This window comes from Alkalihalophilus pseudofirmus, from assembly GCF_029094545.1.
GTDB classification, from domain to species: Bacteria; Bacillota; Bacilli; order Bacillales; family Bacillaceae_D; genus Alkalihalophilus; species Alkalihalophilus pseudofirmus.
On record NZ_CP117835.1, the window covers coordinates 3,984,814 to 4,002,768 of the forward strand.

Below are 17,955 nucleotides of genomic sequence, written 5' to 3' on the forward strand. Positions count from 1 at the left end.
CATCGTTTCACTCTTGTGGGGTCTCCCATGGCCACGCACTTCCCGCAGGAGTCGATTGCCTTTCGCTTCAATCAACGGAGCGAGAAGGCAGTTGAGCTGATCTATACTTAATGGATGGTTTTAAATGATCTTTAGTTAAAGTTAGAAAAGAATAGATCTACAATGTCAGAAAAAAGTAACATGCCAGTAAAATCAACGTCAATTTCAGACCTGCAAATCACAACATACTGCCATTTTATAAATGTAACTAGGAACATCCAATAGATTAAGGTATGATAGGTGGATCACTTACGTTAGAAAGGTTGTGGTCCCATGAATGGTCAAAACCGCTCCTCTATTAAAATCGGCCAGCGCGTTCAGATTGTTTTAAAAAAAGACCAACGCTCTGGCACGTTAACAGAAGGCATCATCTCACGCATTTTAACGAAATCACCTCATCACCCGCACGGCATAAAGGTGATGCTCGCAGATGGCCAAGTAGGACGTGTAAAAGAAATTCTAGAAGAAGCATAAGAAGAGGAGGCCTCCTTTTCTTATGCTTTTCTTTCTACATGAAGCTCAATTATATGCCCATCAGGATCGAGACAAAAAATCTGAGCGAATCCGCTTTTGCTCAGCGGCTTTTCGATGACCTCTATCCCCTTCTTCTTAAGCCAGCATAAAGCCTGGTCATAATCTTCTACTCTAATAGCAAAGTGATGCCCCCTTGAATCTATTATCTTCTTCTCTTCTATTTTGTTACGGTCTTCGATTAAATGCAGCTGGCCTCCTCCAATTTGAAACCAAGCCCCTCTGAAATCAAAGCCAGGACGCTCTGATTCTTCAAGTTTTAAAATTTCTTTATAAAACTGTATCGATTGATTTAAATCCTTCACAACAAGACTTACATGATGAAGATCAACTATTTTAAGCACTTTGACCTAGCCCCTTTGTCGTTTTTTATTAAAAATTCCTACTATTAAACCGATATGTATATAGAGGTATGCATTTATAAGGAGGATGGAGCAAGTGAAATCGATTCAAGCAAAAGTAATCACCCTCATCTGTACGCTGCTCTTAATTACGTTAGGTGTTGTTTCCACTTTAACGTATTTTCAAGTAAAACAACAGGTTGAGGACAATGTTCGAGTTGAAGGGGAGTCCCTTGTACAAGAAAAAACAGATCTCATCTCATTGTATTTAGAGAATTTCGCATCATCTCTTGACCGTTACAGTCAAGATGGACGCATTATAGACATGCTCGAAGCAGCCGAAGAAGAACAAGAAGCTGCGTGGACGATTGTTAACGAAGACTTTCAAACGTTCAATTCCCTAAATGAACACATCGCTGTTACATATATCGGTTCAAACGAAGGTGAATTTTTTACGGAACCGTTTATTGATGTAGGTTCAGATTATGACCCACGTACGCGTCCTTGGTATACAGCAGCAGAAGAAAATCCAGCAGCCGTCATTTGGACAGAGCCCTATGAAGACGCTAGTACGGGTGAATATGTAGTCACTGCAGCCAAAGCTGTAACATCTGGTACGACCGTGCTCGGAGTCGTATCATTTGATTTATATTTAGAAAACTTAACATCGATTATTAATGCTAGCAGCCCTGGGTACGACGGCTACTTTTTCTTATTTGACCAATCTGGCATTGCTCTTGTCCACCCTACACTAAGCGGGAATCAAGCAGATCATCCGGTTGTGTCCCAATTAATTCAATCATCTAATGATAACGGCTTTATGGATTATCAATCAGAAGGAGAAAACCGTCTTCTTTATTACAATACAGTTTCAGAAACAGGCTGGAGGGCAGGCGCTGTATTCTCACATGAAAATATGATGGCTGGCGCTCGAGATATCCGCACAACGATCATTGTAATCGCCCTTGCTGCTATTTTATTATCAGGCGGTATTGCTTATATTTTCTCAAGAAGAATCACTAAGCCAATCGTTGCGTTAAAGAAAGAAGTAAGTCGTGTAGCAAACGGTGACCTTACAACGACGATGAACAGCACATCTAAAGATGAAATCGGACAATTGACCAATGATTTTAATGTTATGGTAGGATCTATGCGTGAGTTGGTTGAATCCATTCAAGCTTCAGTTGAACAAGTAAATGATTCGGCAGAAAGCCTAAGTGCAGTTTCTGAGGAGACAATCGCTTCAAGTGAGGAAGTGGCAAACGCCATTAGCGAAGTGGCATCCGGCTCTACCCAGCAGGCGGAAGATGTAGATGGGGCAAAAGATTTAACGATCGAGCTGTCCAATCAAATTGAAAAAGTCGATTACCACTCGGATGAATTGGTCGTCTTATCTAAAAAAGCTACAGAAGAAAACCAAAAAGGCTCTACGCAAGTAGCTCTTCTGCAAGAGAAAACAAAAGCATTTAATACTGTGATTGGAAATGTAGAGAGTGTCGTGGAAACCCTTGCTAACCGCATCAAAGAAGTAGAGCAAGTAATTAATACAATTAACGATATCTCGAATCAAACGAACTTACTCGCTTTAAATGCAAGTATTGAAGCTGCTCGTGCTGGTGACAGTGGTCGAGGATTTGCTGTCGTCGCTGATGAGGTGCGAAAGCTCGCTGAGCAGACTTCTCAAGCCACTGAAAAAGTACGCCATACAATTGAAGGGATTGAAGCGGAAACGTCTAAAGTCGTTAGTGAAGTACATTCTACAAAGACTATCACAGCTGAACAAAATACAGCAGTGGCCGCAACAGAACAATCTTTTAATGAAATTGAATACGTTGTAGGCGATATTATCCAAGCGATTGACCTTATTAAAGAAGAAGTAAGACATATGAATGAACGTAAAGATTCTGTTGTCGCATCCATTGAAAACATTGCTGCTATTTCTCAGCAATCAGCAGCGGCAGCTGAAGAAGTTACAGCTTCTACAGAAGAACAAATGCGTGCCCTAGCTACCGTTTCTGACTCTGCTGAGGTGCTGACAGATGCAAGTGAACTTCTTACTGAGCGAATGAATCGTTTTAAAGTATAAAGACAGAAAAGACCCTGACTTGAGTGAACACAGGCTAGGGTCTTAGTCTTTTTATTTATCTAATTTAAGCTTTGCTAATGCATCCGCAAGAGCAGTATTTCCAAAATCTTCATCTTTGTTTTGCTTTTTCATATAGTTTGAAACCTCACGCTTTGAGACTTGCTTATGCTTATTTTTCTTTTTGCGTTCATTAAAGACCGACAGCTTCTCACGATGACCGCACACACAAGCAAATGTTTGACCTTCTCCTTCTCCTCTAAGCTCAAGTTTCTTTTTACATTTAGGGCAGCGAGCATTGGTGACCTTCGCGATATTCTTTTTATAGCCGCACTCACGATCCTGACACACTCTCATCTTCCCTCTTTTCCCATTCACTTCAAGCATCAGCTTGCCGCATTCAGGGCATTTGCTTCCTGTTATATTATCGTGACGGAAGGTTTTATCACTAGCCTTAATCGACCCTACAATTGATTTGGCATATTGCTTCATGTCAGAGATAAAAGCCTGCTTTGTCAGCTTGCCATTCGCAATCGCTTCAAGCTTTTGTTCCCACTCAGCCGTAAGTGCAGGAGTACGTAAATCTTCTGGAACAAGATCAAGCAGCTGCTTGCCCTTAGACGTGATAAAAAGATCTTTCCCTCGCTTTTCAATTAAAAAGGATTGGAAAAGCTTTTCGATAATATCTGCTCTCGTAGCAACGGTTCCAATCCCGCCTGTTTTTCCAAGGGTTTCCACAATCTCTTCCGTTTTATTTTCCATAAAAGCTTGAGGACGCTCCATCGCAGAAAGCAATGTTCCTTCATTAAATCGAGCTGGCGGCTTTGTCTCACCTTTTGTGAGGGTGCAATTCTTAATCGTGAATTCTTCAGCTTCCTTTACTACAGGGAGCCCTTCGCTTTCTTCCTTTGTATCGTATACGACTTTCCATCCTAACGCGAGAACTTGGTCCCCCTTCGCTTCGAACTGCTCCCCACAAGCTTCAGCCTCTATTTTGGTCTGCTCATACTCATATGCCGGGTACAATACAGCTAAAAAGCGTCTAACAATCAGCTGGTAGAGCTTGTATTCCCTATCTGATAAAGCAGATGGTGCCGGGGCCTGCTCTGTAGGAATAATCGCATGATGGTCCGTCACTTTACGGTCATCAACAAAATGAGAGTCCGCTTTCAATGGACGCTTCCTGATGTCTGAAACGAATTTCCTGTAAGGCTGTACATCACATGCTTTTAAGCGGTCGTCTAGTGTTTCAACCAGATCTGACGATAAGTAACGTGAATCTGTTCTTGGATACGTTACTGCCTTATGGTGTTCATATAACTTTTGCAACGTGGAGAGCGTTTCTTTTGCCGAGAAGCCAAACTTCTGGTTCGCCTCACGCTGCAGTTCTGTTAAATCATACAATTTAGGCGCCAACGTTTTCTTCTTCTGTTTCTTAACTGCTTTAACGGTGAGTTTTTCTCCTTCAAGCTTTTCTTTTAAGTTCTTCGCATGTTGATCGTCGAAGATTCTGCGTTCTCCGCTCTCTTTTTGATACCACTGAAAGCGAAGACTGTCTTTTACCGAGATAAATAACTGGTCAAATGACTTCGGCTTAAATGCTTGGATATCTGCTTCCCTTTTTGCAATCATGGCAAGTGTCGGTGTTTGTACACGCCCGCAAGATAACTGAGCATTATATTTCGTTGTCAATGCACGAGTCCCGTTCAGTCCTACATACCAATCTGCTTCAGACCTAGCGACTGCAGCATCATATAAGGGTTCATATCTCTTTCCATCTTTCAGCTGAGAGAACCCTTCTTGAATCGCTTTATCAGTAACCGATGATATCCATAAACGCTTGACCGGCTTATGACAATGTGCCTTCGCTAAAATCCACCGTGCAACAAGCTCCCCTTCTCTCCCCGCATCGGTAGCAATAATGACTTGATCCACATCTCCTCTATTAAGCTGAGCTTTCACGGCGTGGAATTGTTTACTCGTTTTTTTTATAACCACTAAATTAAGTTTCGACGGCAGCATCGGTAAATCTTCTAGTTTCCATGATTTATATGTATCACCGTAGCTTTCAGGATCTGCTAGTGTGACAAGATGGCCAAGAGCCCAGGTCACAATATACTTTGAGCCTTCAAAGTATCCATTTCCTTTTTTTTCACACTTCAACACACGCGCTAAATCTCTAGCTACGGAAGGTTTTTCTGCTAGTACCACAGACTTTTTCATTCAAACACCCTTTCTATTAATTCTCCAAAACATATCGACAAATCATCCTCCAATTATGATAGCACCCCCGCTGTTAAAAAGATATCGCATTGGCGTTTCACGTGAAACATCCTTTATTGTTCCACGTGAAACGTTCTATGTTACCAATTTAAGCCCAATCGCTGCGCTCAGAATCATTGCAAGGAAGACAAGCCTTTTCCAATCGGTTGATTCTTTATAAAAGATCATTCCTAGAAGCGCTCCTCCTGCTGCACCGATTCCTGTCCATACAGCATAGGCCGTCCCCATCGGCAATCCTTCCATCGAAGCTGCCAGGAATAGAAAGCTGATCACAAAAGAGCTTCCTAGCATGAGTAAGCTGGTCATTTTATGGTCATGATGCCACTTATTAATCATTGCTACACCAGCCATTTCAAATAGTCCTGCTAAAATTAAATACACCCATTCCACTCTTACTCCACCCCTTTCTCATGCTGGCTTTGATCTTCACTCGTTACAAGCTTTAATCCTATAATCCCAGCTAAAAGCAACCCTATCAGAAGAACCTTTATTATTTCTAACGGCTCTCCAAATAATAAAAATTCTGCAGAAACGGTACCTGCAGTACCCAACCCTACAAATACAGCATAGGCAGTTCCAACCGGCAGTCTTTTCCCTGCTTGAATTAACAAGTAAAAGCTGACCGCAATTGCTATGACTGTGACCATCCACTCCCACCACAAGGAAGCATGTTTTAATCCAATCACCCAGCCAACCTCAAAAAATGCTGCAATGACGACCTTTCCCCACTCTACATTTAATTTCTCATTTGTTCTCCTGCCCACTCTCTCTTCCTCTCCTTTATCACAACAAGAAAGCCCGGGACATACTCTTTTCTAAAAAGAATATCTCCCGGGCTTTTATCCCTCCGTGTCACAATTGGTTTCATTGTGGGTTTTCTCTCGGACCAGTCCAGTTGAATCGCTGCGGAACCCTAGAAAACAACATATATTCAATTGCCTACATTATTTCAACTTCTCTTTTTAATGTCAACTAGAAAATGTTAACTTCATTTATTTCTACCTAGTTAATGATATGCCAAACGCTTTAAAAAGGAGGTAATTGCTGTCATTCAGTCGTTTCATTTGTAAATATATTGAAATATACAACTACTTCATTCTATTTTTTTACCAATAAATATAAAAACAAGAAAAAATGTGTCCTTCTATGCAGGTCATCTTACTTTTTTGAGCAAAACAAATAAAAATGTCCCTGTTTACATCCTTTGTGTCCCGGATGATGGTCTCTTGTTTACAGCAGAAAAGCTATGAAACAATAAAATTAATCAATAATCATCCTGTATAGACTGAGACATTTTAAAGAGTGATGTTTAAAAAATCTTCATTCGTGGTAAACAGTTTTGGTCAATACATACAGGAATCTTATGAGGAGTGATGACATGAAACAACTATTTTTGTTAAGTAAAACATTTGTAGCATTAGCTATTCTATTTTTCATTTCACCAACAGAAGGACACGCTCACAGCTTGCTGAAACAAGGAGATACGGGTGCAGAGGTAGAAGAGTTACAAAAGCAATTAATTCAACTAGATTACTTAGATACGGATGCAACAGGTTACTACGGCCCTCAAACCGACCAGGCTGTCCGAAACTTCCAAAGTGATTTTGGGTTAGTTGTAGACGGACTTGCAGGAGTTGCTACACATAGTTTATTAGAAGAAGTACATAAGTTAGCGAAAATTGTCTACGGTGAAGCACGTGGAGAATCTTTTGAAGGACAAGTAGCCGTAGCTGGTGTTGTATTAAATAGAGTAGAGTCTGATGAATTTCCTCAAACTCTTGCCGGTGTCATCTACCAGCGTAATGCATTTACTGCGGTTCATGATGGACAATATGAGTTAACACCTGATGCGACAGCATACCAAGCCGTAAGAGAAGCATACAAAGGTACTGATCCAAGCCAGGGGGCATTATATTATTTTAACCCAGACATCGCGACATCTGAATGGATCCAAACAAGAACAGTAGAACATCGTATTGGCAGCCACGTATTTGCTAATTAAAAAAACAAGCCAGGCTCTTATTATCAGGGCCTGGCTGTTTCACTGTATCCACTTTTTTATATCAGCTTCCTTACAAAAACCACTTTTAAATAGTTTCCTTCAGGAAAAGCTTTCGTCGTTTTAAAATCAGGCGGCAGAGAATAGCTCTCTTCAATTTTGTAGCGGTACCCTTCCTTCTTAAACGCTTGATCTATAAAGCCTTTAAACTTCTTCATTCCAAATGTACTGCAATTTGTAGAAGCAACAATGACCCCGTTATCTTCCGTAATCTGAATCGCTTCTTGCAACAGACTTGTATAGTCCTTCTGTGCACTGAACGTATGTTTTTTTGACCTAGCAAAGCTTGGTGGATCTAAAATAACTATATCAAAGCTCAAGTCCTTACGTTTAGCATAATTAAAGTATTTAAACACATCCATAACAACAATGTCGTGGGCCTCGTAATCCATTCCATTTACACTAAACTGCTCAATCGTCTTAGGGAGACTTCTATTAGCTAAATCAACGCTCGTTGTTTTGGTCGCTCCGCCTAATGCTGCAGCTACTGAAAAAGCTCCTGTGTAAGAGAATGTATTCAGTACCGTTTTACCCTCTGCATAAGAATCACGGATCTTTTTCCGTACCTCTTTTTGATCAAGAAACACCCCTACCATCGGGCCATCATTTAAATACACTGCAAACTGAATTCCATTTTCTAAAACAAGCAGCGGAAACTCTCCCCTGTCTCCAGTAACAAAATCATCATCTTCTACATACATCCCTTTTTTATTGAACCGCTTCTTTTCATACAGCCCTTTAAAATTGGGAGCAGACTGCAGTGCTTCAATAACCCAATCACGGAAACGATAGACCCCTTCACTGTACCATGTCATCACATAATAACCGTGATAATAATCAATTGTGAGACCGCCCACCCCGTCACCTTCACCATTAAATACACGAAATGCGGTTGTATCATTTGATTCAAAATAAGAGTTTCTATGGTTAATGGCCTGATGAATTCTCCCTAAAAAGAACATAGAGTCAATTGCTTCATGCTCACTTCTCGTTAAAATCCATCCATACCCTTTATTCTGGCGTCCATAATAGCCTCTGCCAATAAAATTTCCACGCGTATCAACAAGTGAGAGAAGCATTCCTTCTTCCTTTAACGGCTTAATATTTTGGATCGCCTCTTTCTCAAGCAAAGGAGAGCCTGATTTTATTTTTTTTATATGTGAATCGTTTATCGTTACTTTTAACTCGTTCATCTATTTCTTCCACCCAACATTGGCTATTTTCCCGCATGCTACGCACGGGGTTGCACGTTCTTATTCTGTAGGGTGATTATATCATTATTCTAAATAGAACTAAATGTACCCCGCTGCAACCAAATGTGTTAGAATTTTCTAATAACAGATTTAGGAGTGAACCGTTTGAAATTAACTAATCTTGAAAAATACCATGACCCTCTGCTTTATGACGCTCAAAATGATACGTACACAAAAGACTTATCTCTCATAGAAGAATACGCTGATCAATGTCACGGTCCGATTATTGACCTTGCATGCGGCACGGGAAGAAGTGCGGTATATCTAGCAGAACGAGGCCATCACATCATTGGGGTCGATATTCACCAAGGAATGTTAGACCGCGCTAGGAAGAAAGCAGAATCCAAAAATGTCAAAGTAGATTTCCACCTGCAGGATGCAACAAAACTAGATCTCACAGTAAAGAGTCCCTTTCTTTTTCTAGTTGGTAATGCCTTTCAACATTTCTTAACCAATGAAGAGCAGGATGCCCTCTTAAGCGGGATTCATGCGCACCTTGAGGAGGAAGGAATTTTCTTGTTCGGTACTCGTTTTCTAGAAAAAGAAGATATTTTAGGGGTGAAACCGTATGAGGCATCCTTCACAGATCATCTTGGCAGAAAGGTCACAGAGGTTTATGAAGACATTTATCACCCCCTAGAGCAAGTGCTAGAATGCGTATCACAAGTGATAAAAATAGATGGGGAAAAGGTACAAAAAGAGAAAGAAACGATCCGCCTTCGCTATGTTCTCCCACAAGAAATGAAACGGCTCCTAGAAGGACATGGATTTACCATTTTACACGCTTATAGCGATTGGAATAAGACACCAATGCATGCAAAGAGCAAGCAATTGATCTATGTATGTAAGAAAGATTCTGTTTAACACCTGCAAAGAGGGCTGACCATTATGCAGGTCAACCCTCCTCCTCTTAATCTTCTTTATATTGCATATACACAACATGTGTAACTAAATAATCTTCTAAGCCGTGTTTTCCATCAGCACCGCCGAGCCCTGATTTTCTCATGCCAGCATGGTACCCTTGTATCGCTTCAAAATTCTCACGGTTAACAAATGTCTCGCCATATTCCAAGAGAGCAGTGGCACGCATCACTTCATGATAATTTTCACTGTAAATAGAAGACGATAACCCGTACTCGGAATCATTCGCCATTTCAATCACTTCATCAAAATCACGATAAGTTGTGACCGGAAGAACGGGCCCGAAAATTTCTTCTTTCATAATCGCCGAATCATGCTTCACGTCTTTTAACAAGGTAGGCTCAAAGAAAAAGCCTTTTTCTACTTCAGCTGGCTGTCCTCCGACAAGAATCGTAGCCCCGTCTTTCACGGCTTCTTTCACCATATCATAAATGCCCTCTAAATGATCTTTGCTAATTAATGGCCCTATATCCGCCTTTTTATCTTCTAGCGGATTGCCATACGTTGCAGCTTTCATCACATCAACCATTTTCAGTAGAAATTCATCTGCTACATCCTCATGAACATATACTCTCTCAGCATTTGTACAAGCCTGCCCTGAGTTTGTCAGGCGTGACGTTTTAATGCTTTTCACAGCCAGATCGAGATCAGCATGCTTTGTAACGATTGCTGGTGCCTTCCCGCCTAATTCTAAATTAACCTTTGTAATCTGCTGGGCAGCGGCCTCCATTACTTTCGTTCCCGCTTTAATGCCACCAGTCATCGTCACCATCCCTACTTTAGGGTGTGATGCCATGACGTTGCCAATTTCGGAGCCTTTACCCGTCACAAAATTATAAACCCCTTTTGGCAAGGAAGAACGGTGAACAAGCTCATTAAATTTCGCTGCTGTATTTGGAGTCTGCTGACTCGGCTTAAGCACAATCGTACAGCCTGCAATTAACGCAGTGGCTACTTTTCTAGCCAAAATAAACACTGGGAAATTCCATGGCACAATTCCTGCAATTACACCAATCGGCTTTTTGTGTATGAAAATTTGTTCATTCGTCTGATCACTTGGAACGATTTCACCTTCGATTTTTCTCGACCATTCAGACATATAATAAAAATAATCAATTGCCATATCGACTTCGCCCACTGCAAGGTCATAACTCTTACCTTGCTCTTCGATTAGAAGACGTATAAATGTTTCTCTTTCTTCTTTAAGGGCATCCCCTAACTCTCGGACAACTTTTCCTCTTTCATTTGAAGGAACCGTCTTCCATGATTGCAACGCATCATACGCGGCATCAATTGCCTTGTTTGCATCCTCTTCAGTACCGTTTGCAATCCTTGAAATCACTTCTTCTGTAGAAGGATTAACGACATCTATAAATTCCTTTGACGTTGAATCAATAAACTCCCCTGCTATATATAATTTATGTGGATCCATCCTTTTGCCTCCTTATATGAAAAGTACCTACAAAAGCTTTTCCTATTTTGTACGTTTCTTAAACACCTTTTGGACAATCAATGCACAAGGTATTGGATGATAACTTCTTTTCATAATTTCACAAATTACAAGCGAACCTTTGATATTACTTGCCTCGTGACCCTCCTCTCTTCTTTTTAACCTTACAAAAAACCCCTCCCAGGTTTTAAAATATCAGTGGCGGGTACATTTTTACCAAGGAGGCGATAACGATGAAACCAAACTATAAAGAGTTCCAAAATGACGAAGAAGTTGTACGTGAAATTGAAACATTGAAGGCTAGAGGAGTAGACCCAGCAACAATGTATGTCATCACTCATGATGATGATCGTACAGACCGCATTGCAGATAATGCAGATGCCAATACAGTTGGAGCGAGCGAAGTAGGTCTTGGTACCTCCATTAAGAATGTGTTCCGCAAAAAGGGCGATGAACTGCGTGCTAAATTTTCAGAGCTTGGCTTCACTGAAGCAGAAGCAGAAAATTTAGAGAACAAACTAGACCAAGGTAAAGTCATTCTTGTCTTAAAAGAAGATCACCCTGTTAATATGTAATAAAAAATAAGCTCGATCTGAGGCTGTAACTCAGATCGAGCTTATTTTACTGGTTAACTAATACTTTAAGCCGGCCTTGAAGCTCTTTAACTGCTTCTGGTAATGAATGCTCATCTACAGGTTTTGAAAAATAGTACCCTTGCAGCTCATCACATTTAGATTCTAAAAGCATTTCTGCCTGCTCGCTTGTTTCCACACCCTCTGCAGTGACACGCAGTCCAAGTTTTCTAGCAAGCGAAATAATCGAATGGACAATATGATATTCTTTCGTCTCGTTTTCGATATTATGAATAAAGACTTTATCGATTTTAATTTTATCGACCGGAAGCAGACGTAAATAGTTCAATGAAGCATTACTGACACCGAAATCATCAATTGCTACACTAAAACCTACCTCTTTTAAGCGTGATAACTTATGAATAATCGCTTGCTCATTTTTTAATAAGGAATGCTCTGTTATTTCTAATTCAATCTGCTCTGCAGAAATTCCATATTCCGATATCCCTTCAATTAAGCGGCTTTCGATAGACGGTGCGGCTAATGTTTTAGGAGATAAATTAACAGCCACCTTTGCTTTAGGATCGTTTAATGATCGCAGGAACTCACACGCTTTTTCAATGACCCACTCATCGATCAGCTGGATGAAGTCTCTGTCTTCTGCAACGAGTATAAATACATCAGGCGGAATCGTGCCTAGCTTTGGACTAAACCACCTAAGAAGTGCCTCGAAATGAACCGTTGACGTTTCCACATGAACAATTGGCTGAAAATAAAGAGTCAATTCTTTTCTAGAAATTGCTTTACGGAGCTCACGTTCTAGAATAGGCTTATTCATCACTTCGTTCGTATGCTTATTAAAATTAAAGACCGTAATAGCTTGTCCGCCTTTTTGCTTCGCTTGAAACATAGCGTGATACGATTGGTTAATTAAATGTTCAATTGGCAATTCCTCGTTACGCTTGTAGGCGATCCCCATGACGGACTGTACCGATAAATTCATTTCATCAATTAAATACGGCGCCTGAAGCTGGCGTTGAATCTCAGCAGCTACCTGACAAATTTCCTTATCAGACACTACATAAAAAATATATTCATCTCCAGCAACCCGAGCCAATCCGCTTTCTTCAAATTGCAGGACACGCAGCATACGATTTGTCATTTCAACCGTAAATTCATCCATCGATTCATGGCCAATCAAGTCCACAATCCGCTCAAATTGATTAATTTTCAAATAGCATACAGCTAGCTGCTTATCTGATGCATTTTTCACTTTGCTCTCAAGCTTTTCTTTTAAACCCTTAATGCTCGGCAGTCCGGTCAGCGAGTCAAAAAAGTCATCATGAGTCAGCTTTTCTGTGAAACATAATAAATAGTTAATGAAACCATCTTCTTCTACGATCGGTGTGATCACTGACTTACCCATTTGATTCATCGATTCAACATTCATTTTATCCTTATAGGTTACAGGTTTTCTTTTATGAATCGCTTCAAGATACATTTGTTGGAGGTGTTCTGCGATATAAGCAGGGTACACATCATCTATATATTTCCCTAGGCAGTCTTCGGTTAAAGAAGCATATTCTAGTGCTCCGTGACTGAAATAAGCATATTTAAAACGTCCTTCTACGTACTCCATCAAAAATACAATATCATGAAGCTCTTCTAACGTTTTTATGATTTGTCTTAATTGAATCGTCTTATTTCCAATGCTCTCATTCATCAAATCACCTCTTTCTAGCAGAATTGCGCAGATGTCTATAACATGATTCGATTAGACCTTTTCTTTTATATCGACCTAAAAGCAGACTTCTTTCTGTTTATTCTAACTAATTTTTCCTATAAGCGAAATATGTTTTTTTTAGGGAGGCTAAAGAATGATTCATACGGAGAGTTTAAACATGAAGAAGTTATGAATCCAGATGAAAAAAGCCGGTTCACGCTTGTGAGACCGACTTAATTTCTAGGATCTAGGGGAGCCTGGATTTGTATGCTTTTGCTGTTTGCGTTTATTTAAAAACTTTCTTACGATCGGATAAATAATAGGTGCCCACTTGATAATACGTTTAATTAATCGTCCCAAGGATAACGCCTCCTTTTTATGTAATTAAGATACCCTATCACTCGCTTTTCAAACATTATGGTTAGACTTTATATGGTTGACTTTAACTCATTGGTTCTAAACCCCAATCTAATGCATAGATTAAGGTATAAAGTTATGGCAGCATCGCCAAGCGGTAAGGCAAAGGTCTGCAAAACCTTCATCCCCGGTTCGAATCCGGGTGCTGCCTCTAGTATTACCTCGCTTTTGCGAGGTTTTCTTCACGTTTAGCCCTAATTTCTCATTCATGATCAGCCATTTCATAGTAACATTAAGGTAAATACTGGATGAGGGGTTAAAGTGTATGTCAAATAAAGTAATACTAGGCTGCTTTTTTATTGCGGTATCTGCTTTTTTATATGCCTCCAAACATATGACAGCCGCGCTGATGGTCATGAACTTAAATTCAACAGAAGCGAACTACTTTGATGGAGGCTATGCCTCTATTTCAACAGGCATTTCCTTTTGGACAGGCCTGTCTCTACTTGTGGGGATTACCCTGCTGCTGCTTGACTGGTTCCCTGCTATAAAAGGCTTTCTAAAACAAATAATTCAGCCCAAAAATAAAACCTCCCATTGATTGGGAGGTTTTCAGCTGATTTTTGTGCCATTTGGTAAATTTGTATCGGGCTTTAACAGCACCACGTCCCCTTCTTCAGGCACACCGCCTAACACAAGTACCTCTGACTTAAATCCAGCTACCCTTCTCGGTGGAAAATTGACAACCGCTGTCACTTGCCTGCCTATCAACTCTTCTGGGTTGTATCGTTTAGTAATTTGAGCGCTTGAACCTTTTATACCAAGCTCTTCTCCAAAATCAATTGTAAGCTTAATGGCAGGCACGCGAGCGCCTACAAGCGGTTCGGCTGCTTGTATCGTGCCAATTCGGATATCTAATTCTAAAAAGTCTTCAATCGTTGCCATAGGTACCACTCCTTTATCTATTTCTCTTTTCATTCGACACCTATTGCTCATATCCTACTTTTTTGCTTAAACAATCTCGTTGAACATCTTTTGCAGCAGTTTAAATAGTGACAGGGGCTTTACCACTTTTTCAATCTTCCAAGTCGTTTTATTACGCTACCCGAAAGATAGTTGTTACAATAGGTATATGGAAGTTTTGAACTATTCGCGCGCATACTATGTTGTGCACAGTACCTTCCAAGTACTATCTGATGAAAAGAGTTGAGATGATGTCATTAAATCAAAAAGCGAAAACGCTGAAAGATATTAAATTTTCCGTTCTTGACCTTGCACCGGTTATTGTAGGAGGAACGCCTCGTGATTCATTTAAAAATACAGTCGACTTAGCTCAACATGCTGAAAAATGGGGTTACGAGCGGTATTGGCTGGCTGAGCATCATAATATGCCTGGTATTGCCAGCTCTGCTACGTCAGTAGTCATCGGACATGTTGCCGCTCATACAAACAGCATTCGAGTAGGTTCCGGGGGGATTATGCTTCCAAACCATGCCCCGTTAGTCATTGCAGAGCAGTTTGGGACACTAGAGTCTTTATTCCCCGGAAGAATCGATCTCGGCCTTGGCAGGGCACCAGGGACCGATCAAATGACGGCTTATGCGTTAAGACGTGACCGCAGAAGCAACGGCCAAGACTTTCCAGAGCAGCTTGCCGAATTACGTGAATACTTGCAGCCAACTGAAGAGCTTCGCGTTCGTGCTGTGCCTGGAGAAGGACTTGATATTCCGATCTGGCTGTTAGGCTCTAGCGGGTTCAGTGCGCAATTAGCAGGGACACTCGGCCTGCCATTTGCGTTTGCCAGCCATTTTTCACCTGATAACACATTGCCTGCATTAAAAGTGTATCGTGATCACTTCAAACCATCAAAAGTTCTAGATGAGCCATATGCGATGGTAGGAGTTAATGTCATTGCGGCAGATACCGCTGATGAGGCACATCGTTTATCGACATCGATGCAGCAGCAATTTTTAAATCTCGTTCGTAATCAGCCAACGCAGCTCCAGCCTCCAGTTGATAGCATGGATGACTTATGGACACCATTTGAAAAACAAACACTTAACCAGCAGCTAGGTTCATCTGTGATTGGTAATAAGCAGATGGTACAAGAGCAGCTGCAAGCTTTCTTAGATGAAACAGGAGCTGATGAAATGATGGTAAATGCACAAATTTATGATCACAAAGCACGACTCCGCTCATTTGAAATTGTTTCAGAAGTTGTTCGTTAAATAGAGGGTGCAATCTTCGTTTCCATTAAAAAAGAGGTAGAGCAGCATAAGTGCTCATACCTCTTTTTATTTTACTCTTTAATTAAATGATAAAGACGGGTAAGATCATCTTTCAGCAAGATTTTCGGTACAGGATAGAGCGGGTTCGCTTCCTTATGCGCCCTCTCTACCATTAAAGGAATATCCTCTTCTTTGATATCGCTCACTTTATCTGGAATATTCATAGCGGCATTAAGTTCTTTAATTGATCTAATGAACTTTACGGCCTTCTCTTTATCCGATTCTTCCGACGCACAAATCTCCGCTGCATCAGCTAACTCCGCTAATGGCTTATATACTGATGAGCCATAGTACTCTAAAACATGAGGTAGAATGATCGCATTCGCTTGCCCATGAGGTACACCGTAAAACGCGCTAAGTGTATGAGCAATAGCATGGACATATCCGACATATGCCCTGGTAAAAGCCACTCCTGCTAAATAAGACGCCTTCTGCATAGACTTACGGCTTTCTTTATTCAGTCCATCCGAATATGCTGTTGGTAAATGGTTAAAAATGAGGTTCACTGATTGCAAACTGCATTGTTTCGTTTCTTCCGTATTGCTTCTGCCAATATATGCTTCAACAGCATGCGTCAATGCATCCATTCCCGTAGCTGCCGTTATATGAGCAGGGAGCTTTATAGTCAAAAGAGGATCAAGCACGGCATAATCAGGGATAAGAACAGGATCATTAACTGCATACTTCTCCTGAGTTTCTGTGTGAGAGATGACAGCCGCTAATGTCGCTTCGCTCCCGGTCCCTGATGTCGTCGGTACAGCAAACAAAAGAGGGGTTTTTTTCTTCACTTTTAACTGACCTCTCATTTCTGAAATCCTTTTATCCGGCCGAGCCACCCGTGCTGCTACTCCTTTTGCACAATCAATAGAAGACCCACCTCCAAATGCAACAATCCCCATGCATCGATTGGAATGGTAAAGTTCCAATGCTTCTTCTATATTTTGAATGGTCGGGTTCGGTACGGTCTTATCATAAATACACACATCAATAGAAAGCCTCTTTACTTGTTCCACAAAAGGATACAGCAGGCCTGCTGAAATGATTCCCTGGTCAGTGACGATTAACAAACAATCGACCTTTTGATCTTTAATAATGGCAGGAAGTTCATCTAAGCTGCCTTCTCCTTCTAGTAAAGAAGGATAGCGCCAAGGCAGGAAGGTAGAAATTATTTTATAAATAGCCTGATACGACCTGTAATAGCATATACGCATGATATCCCCCCTCTTTTAGCTCATTTTATGCCCCAAAAAACCCAAAAAGTATAAGAAAGTATCTTTAATTGCTATACTATTTATATATATATTTACTATATACCCAAAAGACCAAAAAACTCAAAGTAAATGTTTATTTAAACTAGGAGGTAGACGATTGAGCCTGACAAACCGGCGAAAACAATTTTTAGAGGAGTTAGTTCATATCTATGCTAAAACAAATGAACCGATCCATTACTCCGAGATCGCTAAAACGATTGGTGTCAGCAAATGGACCGCCTACGATATTTTAAAAGAGCTCGAAAAGCATCAATTCCTTGAGAAAACATATTCAGTCAATCCTAATGAAACAGGACGTTCCCTTGTCGTTTTTGTTCCTACAGAAAAATCGAAGGATATGTTTCTTAAAGAAAGAGTTCATATCACAAGCGAAGAAGAATGGATGGGTATTAAAGAAAATGTGCTGGCTTTTATCCATCAAACGAAATCATTAGATAATCAAATCACTCCCTTGCTAGAACGTATGCCCCATGCCCCTTATAAAATTGAGGTATGTGCTCAGTTTTTAGGAGTTCTTCTCGTTTATTTAAATAACCAAGGTCCTAACATACAACATCTTACTCTTAATATGCTGAACATCTCAAAAAATCCAGCCATTCAGCTGTCGACGTTTGTTGGAGCTGTCACAGGAATGATAATTGAATCAGCAAGTGAAACGATCAGTCCTGAAATGGTTGAATTACTAAGGCAGTTTACGCATGCCCTCGAAGAATTAAAAGAGGAAGAACTAATTTATCTGATTCATTTATTAGAAGATTTACGAGCGTAATGCAAATAAAACACA

General features: G+C 40.5%; 18 protein-coding genes, 1 tRNA gene and 1 riboswitch. Of the genes, 9 read left to right on the forward strand and 10 right to left on the reverse strand.

Translation table 11 applies throughout. The features are described 5' to 3' along the window. The first annotated feature begins 312 nt into the window (after positions 1-312). Complete coding sequence (locus tag PQ478_RS20710) at positions 313-513, forward strand: YwbE family protein (protein ID WP_012960828.1); 201 nt, start codon at positions 313-315, stop codon at positions 511-513. Between the two features lie 20 nt (positions 514-533). Here the strand turns inward: PQ478_RS20710 and PQ478_RS20715 are convergent, their stop codons facing one another. Further along, entirely contained in the window at positions 534-914 is a 381-nt protein-coding gene (locus PQ478_RS20715) for a VOC family protein (protein WP_289235447.1), read from the reverse strand. Between the two features lie 85 nt (positions 915-999). Between PQ478_RS20715 and PQ478_RS20720 the strand changes: the two genes are divergently transcribed. Continuing rightward, positions 1,000-2,997 (forward strand): methyl-accepting chemotaxis protein, encoded by a 1,998-nt coding sequence (locus PQ478_RS20720; RefSeq protein ID WP_289235448.1) that lies wholly within the window; start codon positions 1,000-1,002, stop codon positions 2,995-2,997. Positions 2,998-3,048: 51 nt separating this feature from the next. Here the strand turns inward: PQ478_RS20720 and PQ478_RS20725 are convergent, their stop codons facing one another. From PQ478_RS20725 to PQ478_RS20735, 3 genes are all read right to left on the reverse strand, one after another. Further along, complete coding sequence (locus PQ478_RS20725) at positions 3,049-5,217, reverse strand: DNA topoisomerase III (RefSeq protein WP_289235449.1); 2,169 nt, start codon at positions 5,215-5,217, stop codon at positions 3,049-3,051. Between the two features lie 135 nt (positions 5,218-5,352). Next, the gene (locus tag PQ478_RS20730) at positions 5,353-5,667 is read right to left on the reverse strand and encodes a DMT family transporter (protein ID WP_012960833.1); all 315 of its coding nucleotides are present in this window, start codon (positions 5,665-5,667) and stop codon (positions 5,353-5,355) included. 2 nt (positions 5,668-5,669) lie between these two features. Beyond that, entirely contained in the window at positions 5,670-6,041 is a 372-nt protein-coding gene (locus tag PQ478_RS20735) for a DMT family transporter (RefSeq protein ID WP_289235450.1), read from the reverse strand. Between the two features lie 62 nt (positions 6,042-6,103). Continuing rightward, positions 6,104-6,205, reverse strand: a riboswitch (guanidine-I (ykkC/yxkD leader). A 450-nt stretch (positions 6,206-6,655) separates the two neighbouring features. Here PQ478_RS20735 and PQ478_RS20740 point away from each other — a divergent pair. After that, a complete protein-coding gene (locus tag PQ478_RS20740; RefSeq protein WP_289235451.1) occupies positions 6,656-7,279 on the forward strand; it encodes a cell wall hydrolase in 624 nt (207 codons plus the stop codon). A gap of 56 nt (positions 7,280-7,335) precedes the next feature. On the opposite strand, the gene PQ478_RS20745 is transcribed toward PQ478_RS20740, so the two are convergent. Continuing rightward, complete coding sequence (locus PQ478_RS20745) at positions 7,336-8,529, reverse strand: class I SAM-dependent rRNA methyltransferase (protein WP_289235452.1); 1,194 nt, start codon at positions 8,527-8,529, stop codon at positions 7,336-7,338. 165 nt (positions 8,530-8,694) lie between these two features. Between PQ478_RS20745 and PQ478_RS20750 the strand changes: the two genes are divergently transcribed. Then, the gene (locus PQ478_RS20750; RefSeq protein ID WP_289235453.1) at positions 8,695-9,453 is read left to right on the forward strand and encodes a class I SAM-dependent methyltransferase; all 759 of its coding nucleotides are present in this window, start codon (positions 8,695-8,697) and stop codon (positions 9,451-9,453) included. 46 nt (positions 9,454-9,499) lie between these two features. On the opposite strand, the gene aldA is transcribed toward PQ478_RS20750, so the two are convergent. Beyond that, positions 9,500-10,942 carry an aldehyde dehydrogenase gene (gene aldA / locus PQ478_RS20755; protein ID WP_289235454.1) on the reverse strand — a complete coding sequence of 481 codons (1,443 nt, stop codon included), beginning with the start codon at positions 10,940-10,942 and terminating at the stop codon, positions 9,500-9,502. Between the two features lie 251 nt (positions 10,943-11,193). Between aldA and PQ478_RS20760 the strand changes: the two genes are divergently transcribed. Continuing rightward, a complete protein-coding gene (locus PQ478_RS20760; RefSeq protein WP_289235455.1) occupies positions 11,194-11,535 on the forward strand; it encodes a YflT domain-containing protein in 342 nt (113 codons plus the stop codon). Between the two features lie 46 nt (positions 11,536-11,581). Here PQ478_RS20760 and PQ478_RS20765 read toward each other — a convergent pair whose 3' ends face one another. Both PQ478_RS20765 and yxzF read right to left on the reverse strand, forming a co-directional pair. Further along, positions 11,582-13,255, reverse strand: a complete 1,674-nt coding sequence (locus PQ478_RS20765; RefSeq protein ID WP_289235456.1) for a putative bifunctional diguanylate cyclase/phosphodiesterase — start codon at positions 13,253-13,255, stop codon at positions 11,582-11,584. A gap of 240 nt (positions 13,256-13,495) precedes the next feature. Continuing rightward, a complete protein-coding gene (gene yxzF, locus PQ478_RS22015; protein WP_012960841.1) occupies positions 13,496-13,615 on the reverse strand; it encodes a small protein YxzF in 120 nt (39 codons plus the stop codon). A gap of 137 nt (positions 13,616-13,752) precedes the next feature. Between yxzF and PQ478_RS20775 the strand changes: the two genes are divergently transcribed. Beyond that, positions 13,753-13,823, forward strand: a tRNA-Cys gene (locus PQ478_RS20775). A gap of 114 nt (positions 13,824-13,937) precedes the next feature. Then, positions 13,938-14,213 carry a hypothetical protein gene (locus tag PQ478_RS20780; protein ID WP_289235457.1) on the forward strand — a complete coding sequence of 92 codons (276 nt, stop codon included), beginning with the start codon at positions 13,938-13,940 and terminating at the stop codon, positions 14,211-14,213. Positions 14,214-14,224: 11 nt separating this feature from the next. Here PQ478_RS20780 and csaA read toward each other — a convergent pair whose 3' ends face one another. After that, the gene (gene csaA, locus PQ478_RS20785; RefSeq protein WP_012960843.1) at positions 14,225-14,557 is read right to left on the reverse strand and encodes a chaperone CsaA; all 333 of its coding nucleotides are present in this window, start codon (positions 14,555-14,557) and stop codon (positions 14,225-14,227) included. Between the two features lie 269 nt (positions 14,558-14,826). On the opposite strand from csaA, the gene PQ478_RS20790 reads away from it, so the two are divergent. Then, positions 14,827-15,840 (forward strand): LLM class flavin-dependent oxidoreductase, encoded by a 1,014-nt coding sequence (locus tag PQ478_RS20790; protein WP_289237017.1) that lies wholly within the window; start codon positions 14,827-14,829, stop codon positions 15,838-15,840. Positions 15,841-15,911: 71 nt separating this feature from the next. Here PQ478_RS20790 and PQ478_RS20795 read toward each other — a convergent pair whose 3' ends face one another. Further along, positions 15,912-17,111 (reverse strand): iron-containing alcohol dehydrogenase, encoded by a 1,200-nt coding sequence (locus PQ478_RS20795; RefSeq protein WP_289235458.1) that lies wholly within the window; start codon positions 17,109-17,111, stop codon positions 15,912-15,914. A 157-nt stretch (positions 17,112-17,268) separates the two neighbouring features. Here PQ478_RS20795 and PQ478_RS20800 point away from each other — a divergent pair, with 157 nt between their 5' ends. After that, a complete protein-coding gene (locus PQ478_RS20800) occupies positions 17,269-17,940 on the forward strand; it encodes an Lrp/AsnC family transcriptional regulator (RefSeq protein WP_012960846.1) in 672 nt (223 codons plus the stop codon). Positions 17,941-17,955 lie beyond the last annotated feature (15 nt).